The sequence below is a fragment of the Leptolyngbya subtilissima AS-A7 genome, from assembly GCF_039962255.1.
GTDB lineage: Bacteria > Cyanobacteriota > Cyanobacteriia > Phormidesmidales > Phormidesmidaceae > Nodosilinea.
In genome coordinates, this window is sequence record NZ_JAMPKY010000012.1 from 195191 (window position 1) to 215492 (window position 20302).

The window sequence follows — 20302 nt, forward strand, 5'->3', positions numbered from 1 at the left end:
CATTGCCCCTTGCTTTGCTGCGCCGGAATTCTGCTACCTGGCCAGGTCTCAACTCGTTGCAAAGTCCCCCAAAACTAGAACCTATGGCTATTCGCTTTGCTACTTTTAATGCCTCCCTCAACCGCGCCGCCGAGGGAGAGTTAATTACCGATTTATCAACACCAGATAATGCTCAGGCTCAGGCGATCGCAGAAATTATTCAGCGCAGCAGTCCCGAGGTCGTTTTAATTAACGAGTTTGACTTTGATCAAGCTGGGGACGCCGCCGCCCTTTTTCAGGAAAATTATTTGTCGGTTTCCCAAAACGGCGTTGACCCCGTTGCCTATCCCTATGTCTACGCCGCTCCCTCCAACACTGGCTTACCCTCTGGCCTCGACCTCAACAACGACAGCACAGTAGGCGGCCCCGACGACGCCTACGGCTTCGGCTTTTTTCCGGGGCAATTTGCCTTCGTGATCTACTCCAAATACCCCATCGTCGAAGACCAGATCCGCACCTTTCAAGAATTTCGCTGGGCTGACATGCCTGGTGCCCTTCTACCCGCCGACCCCAATGATGCCGATGGCAACGGCGATACGGCTAGCTGGTATACCCCCGAAGAACTCGCCGCCTTCCGCCTCTCCTCCAAAAACCACGTCGATCTGCCCATTGAGGTTGACGGCGAAATTATCCACGTGCTGGCTAGCCACCCCACTCCGCCCGTGTTTGATGGGGCTGAGGACCGCAACGGTCGCCGCAACTACGATGAAATTCGCTTCTGGGCCGACTACATCAACGGCGAGGAGTATATCTACGACGACGACGGCATAGTAGGGGGCCTGGCTGCTGGAGCCAAGTTTGTCATCATGGGTGACCAAAACTCTGACCCCTTCGACGGCGACAGCATCCCCGGTGCGGCCCAACTCCTGCTCGACGATCCTCTAGTAAATACCTCTGCTACCCCAAGCAGCGCTGGCGGCCCCGATGCTGCTATCCGTCAAGGCGGTGCTAATGCAGGGCATATCGGCGATCCCGCTTTCGATACGGCTGACTTTGGCTTTAGTCCTACTGATCCAACGACTGATGTTGCGCCCGGCAACCTGCGGGTCGATTATGTGCTGCCATCCAACAATTTGACCATTACTGACGCTCAGGTCTTCTGGCAGCCCAGCACCGATCCCCTTTTCCCGCTGGCAGAATTTCCCACCTCTGACCATCGCTTGGTGTACGTCGACGTGGAGGTGCCCGTCACAGACACCGGACGACGCACTGTGGCTGATCTAGAGTTTTTGGGTGAAATTACCTTACCCACTGACCTGACGTTTGAAGGCACCCAGGTAGGCGGGCTTTCGGGCTTAACCTACGATGCCGAAGCCAACGTTTACTATGCCATCTCAGACGATCGCAGCCAGCTCAGCCCGGCCCGTTTCTACACCCTAGACATTAACCTCAGCGATGGCAGCCTAGACGAGAGCGATGTTGCCGTTACCGATGTCACCACCTTGCTCGATGCTAGCGGCAATCCCTTTGCGGCCCAAAGCCTTGACCCCGAAGCGATCGCACTTACGCCCGATGGCACCCTTTACCTTGCCTCCGAAGGCAACGTCAACAACGGTATTGCGCCCTTTATCAACGAGTTCTCGTTGGCGGGTCAGCAGCTGTCTGAATTGCCAATCGATGCAAAGTTTTTGCCCACACCCGCCAGCGGCATTCGCCCCAATTTGGCCTTTGAAAGCCTCACCCTCAGCCCCGACGGTCGGTATCTCTACACCGCAACAGAGAATGCTCTGTCGCAAGATGGGCCTGCGGCCAATCTAGAAGAGGGCAGCCTCAGCCGCATCGTGAAGTACGACTTAGCCAGGGGCGAGGCGATCGCCGAATACGTTTACGAAGTCGAGGCCGTTCCCACCGCGCCGGTGCCCGCCACCGCCTTTAGTGACAATGGCTTGGTAGAGCTGCTCGCCATTGATGACAATGGCTCCTTCCTCGCCCTGGAGCGTTCCTTTGCCGAAGGGCAGGGCAACACCGTCAAGCTGTACGAAGTGCGCTCTCAGGGCAAATTAGATGTGCAGGGCGTCTTTGACCTGTTCCGAGAAGAGGCTCTCGAAGAGGACGGCGAGGTCATTCCTCCTGGCCCCTTTGAAGTCGATCCCGCCGTTTCTAAGCGCGAGATTCTTGATATCGAAGCCGACCTGGGTATTGCTCCCGACAACCTAGAGGCTCTGACCTTTGGCCCCACCCTAGCCGACGGTCGGCAAACGCTGATCATCGCCAGCGACAACAACTTTAGCGATACCCAATCTACCCAGTTCCTCGCCTTTGCGGTTGATTTTGACACCATTCCCGCCGTGCCTTCGGTGCTCGAAACGCCGCTGACCGTAGACGATGAAGACGGCACCACCCCTTTGCTAGGCGACTCCGACGACCCAGCGATTTGGGTAAACCCTACCGACCCCGACAACAGCCGGGTGATTGTCACCCTCAAGGATGGCGGTGCCGCCACGTTCAATCTGCAAGGGGAACTTCAGCAGACTATTCTGCCTGCGGGCTATGGCGAAATCCGCTACAACAACGTGGATTTGCTCTACGGCGTTGAGGTGCCCGCCTTCAATCCCACCGGCTCCTTTACAACCGATATTGCGGTGATGAGCGATCGCGCCAACGATACCCTCGCTGTCTTCGGCATTGACGCGACCACCGGCGAACTGTATGACTTCACGGCACCTACCCTCAGCGACCCGGCTTTCTCGATCTTTGGGGTGGATGACGGCGAGGCTACGGCCTACGGGCTAGCCACCTACCTCAGCCCTGTGACCGGCAAACTCTATGCCTTTGTCACCCAGGCCAGCGGCAACCAGGTGGCTCAGCTCGAGCTGCTACCCCAGGTCAGCCCCGCCGATGCCTCCTACGTAGATGCCCGCGTGGTGCGCATGATTGATTTGCCAGTACCGACGGGGGATGCAGCCGATTCCCAGTCTGAGGGTCTGGTAGTTGACCAGGAACTGGGCCAGCTCTACGTCACGCTGGAAAACGAGGTCGGCATTCTCAAATTTGACGCCGAACCCGATGGCGGCAGCAATTTCACCCTAGTGCAATCCATTGACGCAGACTTCCTAGAACCCGACTTTGAAGGACTGACGATTTACTACGGGGCCGAGGGTACGGGCTACCTAATTGCGTCTAGCCAGGGCAACAACTCCTTTGCGGTCTTCTCCCGCGCTGGCAACAACGAATACCTCGGCAGCTTCACGGTCGGCGATACCGGCCTGATCGACCAAGTCAATGAGTCTGACGGGTTGGATGTAACTAACGTCGCTCTGGGCTCCGCTTTCCCCAACGGGTTGCTGGTGGTGCAAGACGGTGCAAATGATCCGCAAAATGTGATTGAAGATGGTGAACAGCTCGAAAACAACAGCACCAACTTCAAGTTTGTCGATTGGGCGGTGGTCGCCAACGCCTTTGAATCAGCTCTAGATATTGACGCCGACAGCTTTGACCCCCGCAATCCAGATTCTTTAGTCCCTGTGGCTGAACTGATTGACCTGACCGGCTTTGACGGGGAGGTAGCCCTCAACATGACCGCCTCGCGCGAAGCAGCCTTTGATAACGTGCTGAAGTTCTACGCAACCGATGCCCAGGGGCGAGTAAATGGCCTCATAGCTGAGGATGCTGGCTATGAAGCCGCCATTGCCGCCAATCTGCTCAATGTTGAGCTGTTTGTCAACAACCTGGTAACGACCGATGTCACTCTAACCTTGCCTGGCGGCACCTACTACGCTCCTGTGCTGCTAGTAGATGGTGACATCAATAACCTGGCTACCATCGGTGAGTCTCGCATTCAGCGCAATGGTGGTGTTTGGAGTTTTGAGGACTCGTCTGACAACGACTTTAACGACTTGGCGATTATGCTCAACTCGGCTGAGCCCGTCACGACGTAGGTGATCTTGACCACTTGAAGTCCATGACTTTGGCCCCTGCGCTGAATTTGGCGCGGGGGCTTTTGTTCCTGCAATAGCCTGCATTATGAATTGAATAATCTCAACCTAGACTGTGTGAGCTTTTTTACTACTTAACCGACTTTTCAAACGCCCTCTGAACCTTTGTTAAATTGCTGAGACAGTTACGAGAATAGATAGATCAAAACAACAAGGCCGCCTATTTATTGTGCGATACATAGACAGTTCTTCAAACGTGCTTTAAAGACCCAAGGACAATGGAGAAGAAGCTTTAGGCGCGGTTAAGAGGTAGTTGTTTTGGGAATACGACCTCTCGGCTTCATGTTGACTTTGGGTAACGACTTAGGTTTGTGGAGTAGCGTTAGAGGCAATGCCTGGGGCATAGTGAGAGCGATCGCGTCGGACGCCGGGTTGCCTCCAAAGACAGAGCATTGTTTGCGGTCGTGCAAGCGCAGACAGGCGTCATCGGCCGCCGAACGTTGAACTTCTAGGTCTATCACTGCGTAGTATGACTAGCTGCTGTAACCTAAAGGTGTTAGGTTTCACCCAACCTACGTCTATTTAATACAGAGTTAATCGAAAACTTTCTGTATATTAATTACTTATACAGAAAGTTTAAGATGCTAGTAATCACCTTTTAAGCTGCACCACACAATAGAGATCAACATGAATATAGTTCCAATATATGCAGCTCTTTTAGGAATAGTCTTTTTTATCCTAAGTATCCGCGTAGTACGTTTGAGGCGCTCTCTCAAAATCGCGCTCGGTGACAGTAGCAACCCAATTATGCTTCGTGCAATGCGTGTTCAGTCAAACTTCGCAGAGTATGTACCTCTTTGCCTCATCCTACTTGGATTTGCTGAACTCCAAGGCACATTTCCAATAGTCATGCATGTTTTAGGCATAGGACTGTTGCTTGGTAGAATTTTGCACGCCTACGGTGTTAGTCAAACCAAAGAAAACTTTCGCTTTCGAGTAATTGGCATGGCTTTAACATTTACGTGCCTACTGTCAACCTGTGTCACCCTAATATTCGATTTTTTACGCACTAGTATTTAACAATTCGTTTCAAGTGAGATTTTGAATTTGACAGAATACGTTCCCTGATCCAGCTCTTACCATGCCCCCAATGCGAGACTTGTAAGTAAAAAAGCATCGTGCGGCAGCGTAGCTGAGTAGTATGGGGAGTGGGCTAGGCCTTAAACTGGCGAAGCTGCAATTTGGACTAGCTCTGTAATTTTCTTCAAAACTGAGTAGTACACTGCCTATAGCTATGATGCTTTAGAGAATGAAAATCGCATTCTTTTGTTGAAGAGTTGCCTGCGCGCAGCTAGCCAAGTTGCCCATCCTCTGTACTCACAAGAGGCCCCGACGTAGCTGAGTGGCAATTGTCCAGTGCTGCGCCAGACAAACTTTGGAACGTTTCACGAAAGAGCCGCCAAGGAGATTATGATGCTGCTCTAAAGCACAGGCAGCCACTCGGGAGGGCTTATCTAAGCCCATTTGTGGTCACCCCTATCAGCAGCGGCTCGCGCATAGGCTTTGTTGGTAACCAAAAGCAAGCAGCACCATATTGAATCCCTTGCCTAACCTGACACTGAGCAGTTTTTCAGCAAGCCTTGCATTATCCCAATCGCTGCACGAGATGCAGTGGTGACTCGTGGGCGATCGCAACATCAGGCTGCGCTGGCTCCCAGGGGTCGCCCACAAGGAGCGTCCGTTGCTCAATCCCATTACCCTGTTTAACTGTTGCTTTGAACCTTTTTTCGCTTCTAAAAAGGCGGAAAATCAATACTATGACCACATCTGGGCCTCTAGAGTCCGGCCCTTGCGCCGCCACTGCCACCACTGGGGGCCAAATTAAAGATGTGTCGGCAATCAGGGTCTGTAGCCCCCTGCTATTAGGAGACGACTATACTTATTTACTGCTTCTGTTTGAGCCCCACCCAATCAACATGCATCAAGAAGCCCTACCACTGTATTTGCAAATTGCCAGTCAGCTGCGTCGCAATATTCAAGAATCTGTGTTCAAAGTCGGCGATCGCTTACCAACGGAAACCGAGCTCAGCGAGCGATTTGGAGTAAACCGTCACACTCTGCGACGGGCGATAGAGGTTTTGCGGCAAGAAGGCATTGTTGGCGTGGAGCGGGGCCGAGGCACTTTTGTGATGGCTGACCCAATCGCCGTGCCGATCGGTAAGCGAGTGCGATTCAATGAATCCCTCAAAGCTCAATCCTTACACCCCGTGTGGCAGGTGCTGCGCATGGTCGAGCTCAATGCCGATGCCAGGCTGTCAAAACGGTTGGAGATTGACGTCGGAGCAGCGGTCATATTGTTTGAGCGCCTGAGTTCTATTGAGGATATACCTATCAGTATTTCCAGCAGCTATTTTCCAAGCCAGCATTTTCCAGGATTAATAAAGCATTGTGAAACCTATCGCTCCGTTTCTAAGATGCTGCAAAAGGAATATAACTGCGACCACATTCGTCGCAGCACGCGCATCTCGGCTCGTCTGGCCCAGGCTAATGATGCACGACTGCTAAAAATGCCAGCTAATGGGCCAATTTTGCTGTCAGAGTCGATCAATGTCGATCAAACTGGTGTGGTGATTGAGTACGGTGTCACTAGGTTTCGGGGAGAACGGATGGAACTGGTACTGGAAAATGAGGCTTAACGGATACCTGCCTCCCTCTAAATCCTTCAAACCTAGAGGGCTTTAGGCTCCTGACTGACCACAGGATTAGGGCTGAGGGAGAATATCCATACCGGCGTTAAGCAACGCTGCGCAGAACTTTAAACGGTTTTCTACGCAAACTTAATTAACTGTGGGGAGAACCTTAAACTGCCTGCAGGAACATGATCATGGCTCGCTATGGATCGCTTTTGTCTAGACATCTACATAAATTGTTTGGCCATCAACGTCCATCTATGACGGGTCATGATGTTCAATTGGGCCAATATATAGCCATGCGATCAGCTACGGAGAGTGCGCTGGAGGCTTCCTTTGCCGCCCCCGCTGTTAAGGTTCAGCAGTTATCTAAGTCTTTTAGGGGGCAACCTGCGCTCCAAGCGGTGAACTTGCAGGTTGGTATGGGGGAAATGGTGGCGTTGGTAGGGGCTTCTGGTTCGGGGAAGTCTACCCTGTTGCGCAACCTGAATGCCCTGCAGCTAGCTGAACAGGGCACCATAGAAATCTTTGGTAGTCCGCTGCAAGTTGACGGTAAGCTGCATTCTAAGGCGCGTCAATTGCGGAGCCAGATTGGGTTTGTTTTTCAGCAGTTCAATCTGGTCAATCGTTTAACGGTTCTGGACAACGTTCTGGTTGGCAACTTATCGCAGGTTTCGATGATGCGATCGCTCGTTCGGGGCTTTAGCAAGCAGGAAAAACTGCGTGCGCTCAGTGCTCTAGAGCGAGTTGGCATTCTCAATCAGGCCTATAAGCGGGCTTCGTCCCTATCGGGGGGGCAACAGCAGCGAGTGGCGATCGCCCGTTGTCTGATGCAGGGAGCCAAAATCATTTTGGCCGATGAACCCATCGCGTCCCTTGACCCTGAGTCTGCCCGTAAGGTGATGGAGCTATTGACCCATCTGAACAGGGAGCAGGGTATTACCATCATCACCTCATTACACCAGGTGCAGGTGGTGCGCTGCTATTACGAGCGTGCGATCGCACTACGGGATGGCACCGTTCGATTTGATGGTCATATTCGTAACTTAGATGACCAACAGCTCAACACTATTTACGGTGCCGCCGCCGAGGAGCTGGTTTTGAGTGGTCATGCCGAAGTTTTCTCAGCTTTTTAGCAAGAGCCGATCAGGAGTTCCCACAGGTAACCCCTACGCACGCCCTGAATTTCTCAAGCGCATTGTTAACTCACTCCGCAGTTCCATTTGTAGCACTAAGGATTTGCCGCCATGACATCTGCTTTAACCCATTGGTCTGCCCGATTTTTTCTGGTCTTAGCCGGTACTGCTCTAATTACAAGTTGCAGCACAACTGGGCAAGACAATGCTGATACCACCGGTGAGGCTACCGATGCCGCCGGTGCAACTTGTGCACCGGAATTAGCCGAAATTGATTTCGGCATCATCTCTACTGAATCCCAAGAAAACCTTAAAGCTCAGTGGGAGCCTTTCTTGGCAGCTATGGAGGCAGAGGTTGGTCGGCCTATCAATGGGTTATACGCCACTGACTACGCTGGCGTCATTGAGGCTATGGGTGCGGGTAAGGTTCAGCTCGCCTGGTATGGCGGCAAGTCTTACGTTGAGGCGGCTGCTCGTTCTGATGCTGAAGCGTTTGCCCAAACCGTCAACTCAGACGGCACCAAGGGCTACTACTCTCACTTGATTACGAATAAAGAGAACCCCATCCTTGAGAACATCGATGTTGAAGCCGGCGACGGAGATCAGTACGTCATCAAAAATGCGTCTGATCTAACTTTTGCCTTTAATGACCCCAACTCTACCTCGGGCTTTGTGGTTCCCAGCTTTTATGTGTTTGCCAAGAATGGCATCAACCCAAATCAAGCCTTTGAAGAACTGGTGTTTGCGGGCAGCCATGAAGCAACGGCCCAGGCGGTCGCCAACAATCAGGTCGATGTCGCTACCAACAACAGCGAAATCATGCTGAAACTCGAGCAAGGTGATCCAGAAGCCTTTGAGAATATCCAGATTATCTGGACATCTCCCATGATTCCCAGCGATCCGGTGGCTTATCGGAATGACTTACCTGATTGTTTGAAAGAGCAAGTTAAAGACTTCTTTTACAACTACAAAGATGCTGCTGTTCTGGAGCCACTAGGCTGGCAAGGCTTTGACCCGGCCGGTGATGCAGATTGGAATACTATCCGTGAGCTGGATCTCGGCCAAAAAATGATGGAAGTGCAGAACGACGCCAACCTGAGTCCTGAAGCGAAGCAGTCTCAGCTCGATGAGCTGAACAAGCAGCTCGAAGCTTTGTAAGAGCCATAGGTAGGGTGGGATACCCACCAACTCTATCAAAGCGGACTGTGGATTCGCTCTCCTCCAGGTGTAGGTGCATGCGTGCGTCTCGGTTGACACTGCGAGGCAATCTAGGGTGAGAGCGATGGCACGTCCAACAACTAATAGAGTCACCAAAGGGCTTGATACTGCTCTACTCAGTCTACGAAAGCGCCTGAAGATTTGTAAGTTGCGATCGCACCTGACCTATTTACCCTATGACTGAATCTCCGGCTTCTATTCATTCTGATCAACTTGTCGCCTCGCCTGCGGCTCGCGATCTTCTGGCTAAAGAGCGCCCCCGAGTTACCCCAGTCCGCGTTGGATACGTAGCCTTAGCGATCGCTGTATTGGTTTACGCAGGCCGACTTAGTGACCTGAGCTTTGTTGAACTATTCCAAGGCAGCGGCACGATGGCGGAATACATTACCCGATATTTTCCGCCTGACTTTTCCAACTGGCGGTTTTACCTGAAAGACACCCTCGAAACCGTGGCGATGGGAATTTGGGGCACGCTGCTGTCTGCCATCCTGGCGGTTCCCCTGTCAATTTTGGCCTCAAGCAACATTTGTCCAGCCTGGATTGTCTTTCCTGTGCGACGGGTTTTAGATGCGATGCGAGCGATTAATGAAGTCGTTTTTGCGCTCATTTTCGTTGTTGCGGTCGGATTAGGACCCTTTGCCGGGGTGTTAGCGCTGTTTGTTCATACCGCCGGTATTTTGGCAAAGCTCTTTTCGGAAGCGATCGAGGCGATCGAGGTTGGCCCTGTAGAAGGCATCCGCGCCACGGGGGCAAGCAAGGTGCAGGAAATTATCTTTGGCGTAATTCCTCAAGTGGTGCCGCTGTGGACTTCGTTCACACTTTATCGCTTTGAATCAAATGTGCGTTCAGCGGCAGTATTGGGAATTGTTGGCGCTGGCGGAATTGGTGTTTCTCTTTACCAAAGCTTTCGCGCCTTTGAATATCAAGACGTTTGCGCCATCATGATCATTCTGATCGTAACTGTTGGCCTGATTGATACGATTTCAGCCAAGTTAAGGCAGCACTTGGTTTAATTCACTTCCGGCTCTCAACATACTGCTCAAGGAGTGACCCTTAGCGTTACCGTTGATGGCAGATTGGGAAAAGCCAGGCGGCAGGCTAGTGCTTGACATAAACTGCCATTTTGAATATTGTCAAAATATGGAAATGAACAACCCTTCTGAACAATCTATTGAGGATATTGCTGCTGCTTTTGCCGCCTTGGGGCAACCATCACGACTGCGGATTGTGAGACTGCTACTGTCGGCTTACCCCAAGGGACTACCGGCCGGAGAGATTCAGAAGGAACTGAACATTTCTGCCCCGACCTTGTCTCATCACCTGGACAAGCTACGGCAAGTGGGTATCGTCACTCCTGAGAAAGACCGACAGTGGATTTGGTATAGCGTACGGTCAGAAGCGCTCAAAGATCTCATGGCTTTTCTTTTTGGGGAGTGTTGCACCCGCAATCACGTTGTTGAGATCAACGACGTTGCGGAAATGCCTACGCTAGACTGCTGCGACTAAACCACAAAAGCCTTGGCCTTTATTTCGATATTTGCCTAACTATCAAAAACCTAAATACTATGAGGACTAACCTCAGATGGCAACCAACGTACTGACAAGACTGAATCGCAGTGTGCGGCGATGGGATGGGGCAGCCCTGGCGATCGCCCTGTTGCTTTTGCTCCTGGCACTTTTCGTACCGGCGCAAGCGTCTGACAGCCTAGCTTTTACCGCTGCCAATCTATTAAAAGTCGCCCCCTTTCTGCTTTTATCTGTCGGCATCGCCGCCTACGCTCAGGCTAGTGGTGCCGACAATCTGATTTCTAAAGCGTTTCAGGGACGCATTGCGGTGATGATTCCCGTGGCGACCCTATTCGGGGCACTCTCGCCTTTTTGTTCCTGCGGTGTGATTCCGTTGATTGCCGCATTACTGTCGATGGGAGTGCCCGTGGCGGCTGTAATGGCATTCTGGCTGTCGTCGCCGCTCATGGATCCGTCTATGTTCGTGCTGACAGTTGCCACCCTGGGGCTTCAGTTTGCGATCGCAAAAACCGTTGCCACCGTTTTGATTGGCTTACTAGGCGGGTTTGGCACCCTAGCTCTGATGCGCTCTGGATGGTCATCCACAGCCTTTGCCGATCCCCTAAGAGAAGGTGCCAATAATGGCGGCTGTGGTGGCAGCCGGGTTCGTAATCCTAAGCCGCTTGTCTGGCAGTTTTGGACACAACCAGAGCGACGGCAAAAGTTTTGGCAAGGGGCAGGTAACAATGCCTGGTTTTTGGGCAAATGGATGGCCCTAGCGTTTTTAATCGAGAGCCTCATGTTGGTTTACGTGCCGGATGGATGGATTCAGACTATTGCAGGTGATGGCGGTCTGCTCTCCATTCTTGTGGCTGCTTTGGTAGGCATTCCGGCTTATCTTAACGGCTATGCGGCACTTCCCCTAGTGGGCGGACTCATACAACAAGGCATGTCCCCAGGTGCAGGCATGACTTTTCTGCTGGCCGGCGGCGCAACCAGTATTCCTGCGATGATTGCCGTTTTCGCGCTGGCCCGCCGTCCCATTTTCTTGGCCTATCTTGGCTTCGCCTTTCTCGGCTCTGTGCTTGCCGGGTTGTTGTATACCGTAAGCCTAGGATGACCGTAAACATGCACCCCATCGAAGCCTTACCTGACGCAACACTCCAAGCCCACGGCCCGATTGCTGAAAAGTTTTTGCAGCAAGAGCTAAAGACTTTTCACGAGGCTTGCCGCTGGACGAAAAATTTGCCCTACGCCGCCAACTCCAACAGCGAAGATTCTCTGATTCTGTTTGAGGAAGGCTATGGCAGCTGCACTACTAAACACGGGGCGATCGCGCGCTTGGCTCAAGAACATAACCTGCCAGTTCACAAGAATCTGGGGTTCTACCGTCTGAACGATCAAATCGTCACGGGGATCAACGCTCTGCTCCAACCCTATGGTTTGGACTTTATTCCCCAGATTCACTGTTTTTTGGTCTACGAAGAGTGTCGGGTAGACCTGACCGAAGGTAACTGTAACGGAAAGAACAAAACCATAGAAGACTACGATTTCGTAATTCAGGTCGCCCCTGACCTCCCTCATGCCCAGCAGCAAGCTTACTATCTAGAGTTTTTGCGGCGTTATGGGGTTTTCTCGCCCCAGTTAGCGACCTTAAGTGACACTACTGTTGTGGACCTGCTGGCGGCATGCGATCGCCAACTCAAGTATCAGTGCTCAATCCTAGTCGATGCCCTCAGCCTCGGCCAACCGGCTTAGTATCTGTTGTTGAAGCCCATTCGCTCGCTTCTGTTCTAAAGTGAGCCATCATGGCAAGGGAAAAATAATTCTTTAAGCTTGAGAGCAGATTTGAAGCCCAAAGGAAGAATAATTCTTTAACGCCATCATGAGCTGAATTACAGCTATTGAAACCCTTCAAAGCCTTATATCACAAAGCTCATAGCAATCTAAATATTGGAATTTAATTCTTTAAATTTGGGAAGTTAGCACTTTAACGGACAACTGGTGTTGGAACAATCGCGATCGCATTCATTGAGCGAGAGGTGCACAAACTACCGTATCGCGCCCTTTCGCCTTTGCTTGGTATAACGCTTGGTCAGCTTGACGGATGACATCTCGAACCGATTGACCAGCCTTTGGAATCTGACTAGCAATGCCCAGGCTAATCGTGACGTAGGGATGATCTATTTGCATGCACTTATTAGGAATTTGCAGACTTTTAACGGTTTCTCGAATTTCTTCGGCGATTTTGACTGCCCCCACTCGATCTGTGTCTGGCAAAACTACAGCAAACTCTTCTCCACCATAGCGAGCTAGAACGTCTGAGGATCGCTTGAGGACAAGTTGAGTTGCCCGTGTGATGTCGATCAAGCATTGGTCGCCTGCTAGGTGTCCATAGCAATCGTTGTAAATTTTGAAGTAGTCAATATCAAATAAAATGAGAGATAAGTGTTTCTCAGTTCGCAGCAATCGTTTCCATTCGCTTCTTAAGAACTTATCAAAAAAGCGACGGTTCGAAATTTGCGTCAACGAGTCAAGATTACTTAACTCTTCTAACTTTTCGTTGGCCTGCTTAAGGGCTTGAAGGGCTTGGTCTAGTTGCTCGGCCTTAGAGTCAGCTTGGGCTAGTAAATCGGCATGGCGTAAGGCAACGCTAAACTGAGCCGCTAACTGTTTAATAAAGTTAACTTCAGCTGAGTTCCAAGCGCGAGGGCGATCGCATTGATGGACGCAGAGTAATCCCCATAGGTCACCTCCTTTCATAAGGGGCACAACAATTTGGGCCTTAACCTGAAAACTCTTCAGCAGTTCTACGTGGCATTGATTGAGTCCGGCCTGGGAGAGATTTGATACGACCTGTATCTGCCCCTTCTGATACCTAGCGGCATACTGACTACCAAAGCAGTGATCGCTCACTTTAAGAGCGATCGCCGAATCGTATTCTGGCAATACATTCTCAGCGACAAACTCTCCGGAATTGTATTGGGAATCGATATCGAATTGAAAAATAGCAACACGATCGGTGTGTAGAGCTTTGCGAACCTCGCGGGCTGTCGTTCTAAACAACGTGTTCAGATCGAGCGACTCACGAATGTCGGCAATCAGTTTAAACAAAATCTCTTGTTGCTCATTGAGCAGCCGCAAATCTTCGGCCTCGCGTTCGGTTGTCGCCATTAATTCAGCTTGTTTTACCGCAAATCCGAGTTGATTCGCAACTTGAGACAAAAACTGAATTTCTTGATGTTGCCATTCATAGGGTTGCGAATGTTGATAAGCAGCTAATACCCCCCACAACTTTTGCCCAATGAAAATAGGTGCTGTAGCATAGGCACGAATGTGGAACTGCTCTAAAACCTCTATATGACATTGCGACAGATCTGCGGCATAAATATCAGAAACTACTAAGCACTCATTGGCGCGATATCGACCTCCCTGATGCTCTTGCAGATATGAATCATTCCAGACAGTATTCTGTCCTAGCCTGCCAAAATCCCAGCCTGGTTCAGCGAATTCAAAATCTTCAACAAATTCTCCCCCCCAGTCGTCAAAAAAACGATAGACGGCAATGCGTTCAATTCGCAGCAGCTTACAGGTTTCTTTAGTGGTGGTGCGAAAAATCATGTCCACATCTAAGGACGCCCGAATTTTGCTGATCACTCGGTAAAGCGCTTTTTCCTGAGCATCAATGGTTTCAAGCTGATGACACTTATCCTGTAGCTGAGCCTCTAGCTGATCGACACTGGGGATGCCACCAATTCGACAGGCTAAGTTAGCGATTAGCTTTGCTACTAGATAGAAGAGAGCACAAAACTTTCTGTAGAGCATAGTATCGAAGATCAGCGCTTACCAAAGCTATAGAGGGATCATGGCCTGCGTCATTAGCAGCACAGGCGATCGCCTGCACCATTGAGAACAGCATAATGGGAGAGAAGTGTATCGCACCTTACATTACCCTCATACGTAATTCTGCCCTTCAAGCTCTTAATATCCACCTCCCCTGATTAGGTAAAGTTATATGTATGTAGTCAAGTTTTGTAGATAAGCTAGTGTTTTAGAGAAGAATATGCAGCCCAGAAAACGCTAAATTCAGCTGTTTTAGCGGTTGGAAGATGAAGCACCGGAACATCACAGTCTCTCCTAAAGGTAGGCTGAGGGCGGCTGCAGGTTTACGGAGACTAGAACGTTGGTAAATAACTATCCCGTTTGGTATGTAGGCGATCCATCAAGTTCGTGTGGTTGAAGCAACCGCTTTATTCTGGGTCAAAACGAGATTTAATGGGTTTTATGCTGTTTTCTCAGCAATCGTAGTGTCGAGTCCATGGCGATTTTCTAGCACGGTTCTTTTGTAGGGTCGCACACAGTGGCTGGGTCTTCGCCCTCTGACGAGGCTTCTATGGGTAGCAGGCTAGGCTCAAAAGCTAGGCTGTCGAGAATGGTTTTGGCCGCTGGCCAGTAAGCATCTGTCATTGCGGTCGGGTACAGCAAGATTACCTGCACCGCTTGGCCAGCGGCTTCGCCGACTAAGACATGACCGGCCTGCTGCTGCTCAGTGCTGAAGTCAAACACCCGTTCAACCCAGGGATAGGCGTTGAGTGCTGCATTCGATTGCCCCTCACGCAGAGTCCAACCGTTGATTTCAAGTAAACCATTGGGTCCGGTAACAAACGGTATCAGGTCATCTAAGGATGAGCCCCCTGCCGGCAAAAAGACTTGCACTCGGGCTTCATCTAAGGCAGTGTTTTGAGGTTTGAAATCGAAAAATGCGCCGAGTCCTTCATCACTGCTGCTGCTAGTGACTTCCATGGTATCGGGATATCGAGCTGTGATCGGAATACTATTGGCCGTCTCATCAAAGGTTTGTAGGTTGGCCTGAGCCTCTAGTTCAGCTGTCTCGCTCTCAGCGGGCAACGGTTCAGCGTTGGACTCTAGGTCATCATTCTCAGGGGTTGAGGGGTTAGGCGTACAGGCCGCGCTAGTAACCATCAAAAGACTGACGGCTATGGTCGTCAAAAGTCGCTTTTGCTCAGGTTTCATAGCCGTTCCTCACTGAGAAAAGATGAAGTTCACAAAGACCAATAGCAATTGGGCAGCCAATGCCTATTTTCTGTGTTTGGTCAAAAAGCGGTCGAGCTGATTGGCAAATGCGGCTGTATCTCGTTGACTAAACGGGGGAGGGCCGCCGGTTTCTACCCCACCGTTGCGCAGCTCGTTTAGGAAATTTCGCATCGACAAGCGCTCTCGAATATTGCCGCGATCGTAGAATTCACCTCGAGGATTGAGGGCATAGGCACCTTTCTCAATAGCTTCAGCAGCTAGAGGAATATCGGCTGTGACCACCAAATCGCCAGACTGTAGGTGCTGCACGATATAGCTATCTGCTACATCTAAACCCGATCGCACCAGGACAGACTCAATGTAGGAAGACCCTGGAATTTGTAGTTCTTGATTGGCGACTAGGATAGTCTTGATCTCAACTCGTTTGGCAGCCCGAAACAGGATCTCTTTAATCACATTAGGGCAAGCGTCGGCATCAACCCATATCTGCATAATCAGTGCTAGTGTCTAGATCTTTGGACAACTTCGACAGCTGAATCAATCGTTTATTCACCAATGCGCGATCGCAGATTTTCTACCGACCCTAACCAATCCTCGTAATCGCCGCTATCTTGCCACAGTTCTAACATCTCCGAGTCTTCGCTCAAAATGCGATCAATGGCCGCCCGCGCCTGCGCCAGTAGTGCAGGCTCTGGCTGCACATTGACCTGCGCGACCCAATCGTCAACCGGTTCGGTGTAGGCATTGCGATCGCCCCAGTTACCGTTGAGTCGGGCAATCACCTCAATTGCCGCTAATGCGATCGCCGCATCCGCCGCGTCTAGATAATCGCTCTCAGCTAACACCCCGTTGATAGCCGCTTCGACCAGCGATAGATCGTCAGATTTTGTCAGCTCAATGACCCAATCGGCGGCGTCATCATTGCCAAAGGCATCTACAGACCAAGTTCCCATGTCACGCTCCTAGATATCTACTCAATGACCAACTCACCCGATCATAAAACGAATGTTTAGGTTAATCGCCTGCGCTCTAATCCCACTGAATTGAGGAATAGAGCGCTAGCGATCGCATTGACGCTGACTCCTGGTTGCGTGCGGTGTTTCATCAGCAACCTTGGGGATGCAGCACGCTACGCCCTCAAGGATTGCTGATTTAGCTCCGGTGTTTACTGAACCTCGGCTGTAAGCTCGCTCCAGGCCTGCACTACGGCTTGAAGCGCGGGTGGAGCATCGTCGATGGCCAGGTCAATATAGGTGGTTTGGTAGTGCATAGCCGACAGCTGCACCGTGGGGTAATCGGCAAAGGCCGCATCGGTGATATATCGCAGGCGATTGAGGTTAGGGAAACGCTGGTCTTCTAAAACCTGTTCAAAGGCTGTTACTTGCTCTGCCGAGAGCTGCCGTTCTGACATAACCTTGCCGTTCTCTTTCCGCAGAAGTCGGCCGTCGGTGAGCAGCACGGTTTCAAATTGGGCACCAGTTAAGCTTCCCGACTCGACTGAGCGAAAGATGTGGGCTTCGGGTTCCGCTTCCGGCTCCGACATCACAGGGGGAATAAAGTCGGGAATGAGACCGTTGCGGCTGATGGCCGTAGGGTTTTGCACCATTTCCCGACCATCTCGGCGGGCGTGGTAGACCCAGCTTTGGTCGCCATCGGTGACGACGAGACGTAGACCCGAAATGGCAATCATGGTGCAAAACTGGTCGGGCTCATAAATGCCCATGCAGCCATCCCAAGTAGCGGTTTCGGCGGCGGCGATGCGTAAGCTAGAGATGGGGCGATCGACCTCGGCAGCGACGGTTCGCAAGATGCGACGGCTCATCGCTCGGGTAACCAGGTCCTCAACTGTCGCTGCTTCCCAGTTGCCTGGACGGGGCTCTGGCTCTAGGGCGGGGCGGGGCTCTGGCTGGGCAGGGCGAGGTTCACTCTGCTCTGGCAATTGGCTGACCCCCGAACTGGGGTCGATACAGGCCGCTGCCATGCCTTGAGTTGCGATCGTACCGAGGGCCAGCAGCGCGATTAGGGTTTTGGTTCGAAGAGGTAAGGGAGCCATAGTCTCAACAATGTTTTGCTTTGCTCCATTACCATAGCCAGCCCTTTAGCGCTGCGAGGCGTGGTTACAAAATCGGTTACAGGATGGGCTCGAACGGACCAAGAAGCCGGTAAAGGCGGGTGGTGTGTGCCGCAAGGGGGCGGTGCTTGAGCAACAAGTTATAGCAAAAGAACGAAAACAGAAGAGCGAAAAGTTAAAAAGATGCTCAATAGAATTGAGTCCTTGGCGTTTTGGGCTGCTTAGACTTCACCTGTAGGCAAAAAAAAGCCCCTTAGTAGGGGCATGGGCGCTGGCGGTGTCAGGAGGCTAATTATGGCTAGCTAGTCTTAACCACAGTGCATCGCCCTATTGAGGGGGGCTTTTGCCGTAAGTGGTGCTTCACGCTGAGCGATCGCACACCTTGCGACCATGGCACTAGGCCGCTTGCCAAATTTCGCGCACTTTACCTTCCGGCAGCCACTCGGCAACCGCCTGAATGCGCTCCTGGGACAGCTCATCTTTAGTGGCTGAGAATACGGCAGAGACCACAATCTCCGCATTCACCGTCTTCGGCACGCCGGCTTCGTTATCCACCCGCGTCAAAAACAGCTTAGAGTCAATACCCAGAGGAGCCGGCCCTTTGAGGGGCGGACGAATACGGCTCAAGAAACCGACAATGGGGTTTCTGTCTTTCCAGAGGTCAGATACCTCCATTTGCAAGGCTTTTTCGTCAGTGGGTAGTGCATCGTTGTGCAGCTCGTCCGCTATGCGATCGGCTTCAGCGGTGGTCATTACGTCGCGCATTACCCGAAAGACGGTCTCGGTAATATCGCGAGCGTCGTAGATATCAGGCAGACCGCCCTTAATCTTGACCTTCTCTAAGAAAGGCGAGTGCTCGTTGAGCAATGGCACCGCTGGGCCTTTGTCCATATCTTTAGGAGGGTTTTTCTCCATGTCTTCTAGCATGCGCTGACCCTTTTTAGTCAGCGTAGCTCGCTTAAACTCAATCAGGTGAGGCAGGGGACCGTCTGCGGCACCATAAGTGTTGGCCACACGAAATCCTACCTCGTCTGAATCTACTACGCTAGGCACGTCTTCTTGATTGGCATAGGCATTGCCGCTAAATTCGGCTTTGATATACTGTCTCTGATTCAGATAATCTAGGTGTCCCAGTAGATCGGACTCAGTCAATCCTAGACCAGTAAAATCGGTAGAAGAAAAATCAATGTCTCCCTGCTGATTTTCTTGATTAAATTCGTTGACTTTGCTGAGGATGATAAACACCACATCGTCTCGAATAGAAATTGGCATAGCGCCTCCTTAGTGACTTTTGAGTGAATAAAAAGTTCTATTTGGTAGCATTGCTACCTATGAAGACTGAGCGCTACTCTTCGACGTACATGGGGGGTTCAACGGCAAAGTTGTCAATCCTGCCAGACTCATCGATGACGAAGCCATGGGAGGTTGGTAGAGTTCCCTCTTCTTGGGCGGCGTAGTCTGCTATTTGCTGCCGATTTTTCTCCACATCGACATTGGATGGAATCACTTCATCGGCGGGGTTGACGTTAGTCGACTGAGCCGTTTGCACAGCCCACTGATTGCCAGGAGCCCCACGGCCTGGTTCGGCCTCTTTAGGATTACCAACTTGGTTAGAGCGGTTATTTTGGTCGGTCATAATGGTTAAGTAATGATTACAGCCGTCGCAGGGCAAAGACCTGTCATGATTAGCTGCGATCGCCCGATCTATAACAACTGCGACATTTCTAAAGAGATGTTAACGTGACTATCATAAAGCCCAGCACTGTCATTAGGAGCAGATCACAGTTTGGCTAACCTCATCCCTTAGCAAGATTGTGATCTGCGATCGCGCCTAGCTCTGCAAACCATACCTCGCAAAAATGCAGTGAATTGAATATGCGACCGTTACTTTGAAGCAATTTCTTTAGAGCCAGCCAAATTAACTTCCTGCCGATACCCATCCCAAGTATCGGCAGGAAGTTAATTACTAAACTCGCCCTTTATCGCAGCGAAGCCGTGGGTTCTAAATCTTTTGTAGCAGCGCCAATATGCTCAATTTTGCTATAGGTGTTGAGCGAGAGCAGACCAAAGCCAACCTTAGACGAGATATCTAAGATTGTGTAGAACATGGTTTCGAAATCCTGGCCAATGGTGTCAATACCAGTGGGGGCTAAAATCCAAACGATTGGGTAAGCCGTCCAGAGAATTAAATGCACAGCGACTAGCTGGCCAAAAACCTTCTTGGTGCGGGGGCGATTGCGCTCGGCCTCGTGCCTAAAGGGCACCAACAGAAGGTAGACGGCAGCTAAATACGCTGCACAACTAACGACATACCAAATGTAGTTAATGGGGTCAGGGGAGAGGGCTCCCGCCAGCCCGGTCGCAATCATAAAGGCGTTGGTTCCTAGCAAACTGCCGGTCAGCGTCAGGCTAGTGTGGCCTAAAAAGGCAAAGATCAGCAGCAGCAGCGGCGTAGATAGTGACCAGGTAATGTAGCGCACCCAAACCGTGGGGCGATCGTTGAGCATGAGCTGCCCCTGGCCCAGCGCCATAGCTAGATACAAAGCACTAGCAATCAAGCAGATAAAGAAGCTGAGGGTATACAGCTTTCTCCAGCCTTCGGTCTTAGCGCTATGGGCACCAAAGCCAAAGAATGCAGCGCCCAGCGCCATGGAACCTACTCCAATCCAAAGCCATGTTTGAGCCATGTAGTTGCGATCGCCCTGATCAAGT

General features: G+C 51.3%; 17 protein-coding genes. 9 read left to right on the plus strand and 8 right to left on the minus strand.

Annotated elements, in window-relative coordinates:
* Positions 1 to 83: 83 nt before the first annotated feature.
* From NC979_RS23515 to NC979_RS23555, 9 genes are all read left to right on the plus strand, one after another.
* Positions 84 to 3917, plus strand: coding sequence for a phytase (locus NC979_RS23515; RefSeq protein WP_190520029.1), 3834 nt, complete (start codon positions 84 to 86; stop codon positions 3915 to 3917).
* Between the two features lie 684 nt (positions 3918 to 4601).
* Positions 4602 to 4994 carry an MAPEG family protein gene (locus tag NC979_RS23520; protein ID WP_190520031.1) on the plus strand — a complete coding sequence of 131 codons (393 nt, stop codon included), beginning with the start codon at positions 4602 to 4604 and terminating at the stop codon, positions 4992 to 4994.
* Between the two features lie 737 nt (positions 4995 to 5731).
* Entirely contained in the window at positions 5732 to 6610 is an 879-nt protein-coding gene (phnF, locus tag NC979_RS23525; protein ID WP_242024044.1) for a phosphonate metabolism transcriptional regulator PhnF, read from the plus strand.
* Positions 6611 to 6903: 293 nt separating this feature from the next.
* Entirely contained in the window at positions 6904 to 7740 is an 837-nt protein-coding gene (gene phnC, locus NC979_RS23530; protein ID WP_190520032.1) for a phosphonate ABC transporter ATP-binding protein, read from the plus strand.
* Between the two features lie 111 nt (positions 7741 to 7851).
* Positions 7852 to 8898, plus strand: coding sequence for a phosphonate ABC transporter substrate-binding protein (gene phnD, locus NC979_RS23535; protein WP_190520034.1), 1047 nt, complete (start codon positions 7852 to 7854; stop codon positions 8896 to 8898).
* A 236-nt stretch (positions 8899 to 9134) separates the two neighbouring features.
* Positions 9135 to 9971: a phosphonate ABC transporter, permease protein PhnE gene (gene phnE / locus NC979_RS23540; protein ID WP_190520036.1), complete on the plus strand. Its 837-nt coding sequence runs from the start codon at positions 9135 to 9137 to the stop codon at positions 9969 to 9971.
* A gap of 55 nt (positions 9972 to 10026) precedes the next feature.
* Positions 10027 to 10464, plus strand: a complete 438-nt coding sequence (locus NC979_RS23545) for an ArsR/SmtB family transcription factor (RefSeq protein WP_242024045.1) — start codon at positions 10027 to 10029, stop codon at positions 10462 to 10464.
* A 76-nt stretch (positions 10465 to 10540) separates the two neighbouring features.
* Complete coding sequence (locus NC979_RS23550) at positions 10541 to 11584, plus strand: permease (RefSeq protein ID WP_190520038.1); 1044 nt, start codon at positions 10541 to 10543, stop codon at positions 11582 to 11584.
* Positions 11581 to 12222, plus strand: a complete 642-nt coding sequence (locus NC979_RS23555; protein WP_242024046.1) for a hypothetical protein — start codon at positions 11581 to 11583, stop codon at positions 12220 to 12222. Before NC979_RS23550 ends, NC979_RS23555 begins: the two co-directional genes overlap by 4 nt.
* A gap of 270 nt (positions 12223 to 12492) precedes the next feature.
* On the opposite strand, the gene NC979_RS23560 is transcribed toward NC979_RS23555, so the two are convergent.
* The 8 genes from NC979_RS23560 to NC979_RS23595 form a co-directional block, all read right to left on the minus strand.
* Positions 12493 to 14289 (minus strand): sensor domain-containing diguanylate cyclase, encoded by a 1797-nt coding sequence (locus NC979_RS23560; RefSeq protein ID WP_190520041.1) that lies wholly within the window; start codon positions 14287 to 14289, stop codon positions 12493 to 12495.
* 504 nt (positions 14290 to 14793) lie between these two features.
* On the minus strand, positions 14794 to 15498 hold the full coding sequence (locus NC979_RS23565) for a hypothetical protein (RefSeq protein WP_190520043.1): 705 nt from the start codon (positions 15496 to 15498) through the stop codon (positions 14794 to 14796).
* A gap of 63 nt (positions 15499 to 15561) precedes the next feature.
* On the minus strand, positions 15562 to 16011 hold the full coding sequence (locus NC979_RS23570) for a YaiI/YqxD family protein (protein ID WP_190520045.1): 450 nt from the start codon (positions 16009 to 16011) through the stop codon (positions 15562 to 15564).
* A gap of 53 nt (positions 16012 to 16064) precedes the next feature.
* Positions 16065 to 16472, minus strand: a complete 408-nt coding sequence (locus NC979_RS23575; RefSeq protein ID WP_190520047.1) for a DUF4259 domain-containing protein — start codon at positions 16470 to 16472, stop codon at positions 16065 to 16067.
* A 212-nt stretch (positions 16473 to 16684) separates the two neighbouring features.
* Positions 16685 to 17572, minus strand: coding sequence for a DUF8738 domain-containing protein (locus NC979_RS23580; RefSeq protein WP_190520049.1), 888 nt, complete (start codon positions 17570 to 17572; stop codon positions 16685 to 16687).
* 414 nt (positions 17573 to 17986) lie between these two features.
* Positions 17987 to 18862 (minus strand): DUF2267 domain-containing protein, encoded by an 876-nt coding sequence (locus NC979_RS23585; RefSeq protein ID WP_190520051.1) that lies wholly within the window; start codon positions 18860 to 18862, stop codon positions 17987 to 17989.
* 73 nt (positions 18863 to 18935) lie between these two features.
* Positions 18936 to 19226, minus strand: a complete 291-nt coding sequence (locus NC979_RS23590; protein ID WP_190520053.1) for a hypothetical protein — start codon at positions 19224 to 19226, stop codon at positions 18936 to 18938.
* Positions 19227 to 19569: 343 nt separating this feature from the next.
* A complete protein-coding gene (locus NC979_RS23595) occupies positions 19570 to 20277 on the minus strand; it encodes a bacteriorhodopsin (protein WP_190520055.1) in 708 nt (235 codons plus the stop codon).
* Positions 20278 to 20302: the final 25 nt, after the last annotated feature.

What these genes read in the sequence shown, in the direction of transcription:
- phnE (WP_190520036.1), top strand. Translation starts at nt 9,135, where the DNA reads ATGACTGAATCTCCGGCTTCTATTCATTCTGATCAACTTGTCGCCTCG.
- NC979_RS23550 (WP_190520038.1), top strand. Translation starts at nt 10,541, where the DNA reads ATGGCAACCAACGTACTGACAAGACTGAATCGCAGTGTGCGGCGATGG.
- NC979_RS23560 (WP_190520041.1), bottom strand. Translation starts at nt 14,289, where the DNA reads ATGCTCTACAGAAAGTTTTGTGCTCTCTTCTATCTAGTAGCAAAGCTA.
- NC979_RS23545 (WP_242024045.1), top strand. Translation starts at nt 10,027, where the DNA reads ATGGCAGATTGGGAAAAGCCAGGCGGCAGGCTAGTGCTTGACATAAAC.
- NC979_RS23585 (WP_190520051.1), bottom strand. Translation starts at nt 18,862, where the DNA reads ATGCCAATTTCTATTCGAGACGATGTGGTGTTTATCATCCTCAGCAAA.
- NC979_RS23555 (WP_242024046.1), top strand. Translation starts at nt 11,581, where the DNA reads ATGACCGTAAACATGCACCCCATCGAAGCCTTACCTGACGCAACACTC.
- NC979_RS23595 (WP_190520055.1), bottom strand. Translation starts at nt 20,277, where the DNA reads ATGGCTCAAACATGGCTTTGGATTGGAGTAGGTTCCATGGCGCTGGGC.
- NC979_RS23580 (WP_190520049.1), bottom strand. Translation starts at nt 17,572, where the DNA reads ATGGCTCCCTTACCTCTTCGAACCAAAACCCTAATCGCGCTGCTGGCC.
- phnF (WP_242024044.1), top strand. Translation starts at nt 5,732, where the DNA reads ATGACCACATCTGGGCCTCTAGAGTCCGGCCCTTGCGCCGCCACTGCC.
- phnC (WP_190520032.1), top strand. Translation starts at nt 6,904, where the DNA reads ATGCGATCAGCTACGGAGAGTGCGCTGGAGGCTTCCTTTGCCGCCCCC.
- NC979_RS23575 (WP_190520047.1), bottom strand. Translation starts at nt 16,472, where the DNA reads ATGGGAACTTGGTCTGTAGATGCCTTTGGCAATGATGACGCCGCCGAT.
- phnD (WP_190520034.1), top strand. Translation starts at nt 7,852, where the DNA reads ATGACATCTGCTTTAACCCATTGGTCTGCCCGATTTTTTCTGGTCTTA.
- NC979_RS23565 (WP_190520043.1), bottom strand. Translation starts at nt 15,498, where the DNA reads ATGAAACCTGAGCAAAAGCGACTTTTGACGACCATAGCCGTCAGTCTT.
- NC979_RS23590 (WP_190520053.1), bottom strand. Translation starts at nt 19,226, where the DNA reads ATGACCGACCAAAATAACCGCTCTAACCAAGTTGGTAATCCTAAAGAG.
- NC979_RS23520 (WP_190520031.1), top strand. Translation starts at nt 4,602, where the DNA reads ATGAATATAGTTCCAATATATGCAGCTCTTTTAGGAATAGTCTTTTTT.
- NC979_RS23515 (WP_190520029.1), top strand. Translation starts at nt 84, where the DNA reads ATGGCTATTCGCTTTGCTACTTTTAATGCCTCCCTCAACCGCGCCGCC.
- NC979_RS23570 (WP_190520045.1), bottom strand. Translation starts at nt 16,011, where the DNA reads ATGCAGATATGGGTTGATGCCGACGCTTGCCCTAATGTGATTAAAGAG.